Origin of the sequence: Cupriavidus sp. HPC(L), from assembly GCF_000307735.3 — a bacterium.
Lineage (GTDB): Bacteria > Pseudomonadota > Gammaproteobacteria > Burkholderiales > Burkholderiaceae > Cupriavidus.
Window position 1 is genome coordinate 1 of the sequence record NZ_AMPR02000404.1, and the last position, 1,142, is coordinate 1,142.

Consider the following 1,142-nt stretch of genomic DNA (forward strand, 5'->3'; position numbering starts at 1 on the left):
GGCGCCATCCTTGGTCAGCGCGCCGGCACCCGACACCGCGCCGCTCAGCGTCGCCGTGGTGCCCGCATCGGTCAGCATCGTGCCGTTGCCTTCCAGCGTCACCGCACGCGCGCTCGACAGGTCGGCCGTGGTCTGCAGCGTGCCGTTGTTCAGCGTCAGGCCTCCGGACGCATCGCCCAGATTGGCATCGTCCGCGATGCTGACCGTGCCGGCATTGATCCGGGTGCCGCCGGCGTAGCTGTTGGTGCCTTCGAGCACCAGCTTGCCCAGATCGGTCTTGACCAGTTCGCTGCCGCCGCTCAGGTTCGACGCAATGGTCGCGGTATAGCCCGCGCCGGCAGCGGTGCCGTCGCCGACGCGGATGGTCGCCTGCGTGCCGGTCAGGCCGATCCCATCGCCTTCGATCCGATACCCGTCGGCCGCGAACTGCATGCCGGCCACGTTCACGTTGCCCTGGCTGTCGTCCACCGTGACGGTGCCCGGCGTGCCCGCGAACACCGCGAAGCTCTGGTCCTGGAACGGCGCATTCGCATTGCCGGTGTCGGTGGTCCAGTTGTCGCTGGTCGGGCCGGCGTGCCAGGTGCCGTTGCCTCCGGCAATCTGGCCATCGTTCCTGCCGCCCGCGTCGCCGTCCCAGTAGTTCAGCGTCAATCCGGCGGTGTTGACCAGGTTGACCTGCTTGTCGATCGAGGTCTGGACAAAATAGTCCGGCGAACTGACCGTGACCGGGTTATTGACCAGCGTGCCGCCGTAGCTGATCACGCGATACAGGCCCGGACCGAAGTTGCCGCCCGCGCTCTCGGACACGTTCAGCGTGCCGCCCAACGTCAGGTTGCCGCCGACCTCGATCAGATCGTTGTAGGCACCGCCAACCACGCCGGCCTGGCCGAAGTCGTAGTTCATGTTGGCCGCCGACGCCAGCGTCAGGTCGCCGTTGATCGTCAGCATGCCCGGCACGTTGGTGGTGCCGCCCGGCGCCACGCTCGCGCCGTCGACCACGGTGACATCGCCGCCAACGATGCCGGTGCCGCCGAGCGTGCCGGCGTTGACCGTGGTCGCGCCGGTCGCGAGCGACTGGTCGCCCTGAATCAGCAGCGTGCCATTGTTGACCGTGGTCGTGCCGCCGTAGCTGTTGGCCGCGG

1 protein-coding gene is annotated in these 1,142 nt (G+C 68.4%); it reads right to left on the bottom strand.

The genetic code is table 11. The features are described 5' to 3' along the window. A partial coding sequence (locus B551_RS18500) for an autotransporter-associated beta strand repeat-containing protein (RefSeq protein ID WP_043441267.1) occupies positions 1 to 1,142 on the bottom strand: 1,142 nt, incomplete at both ends.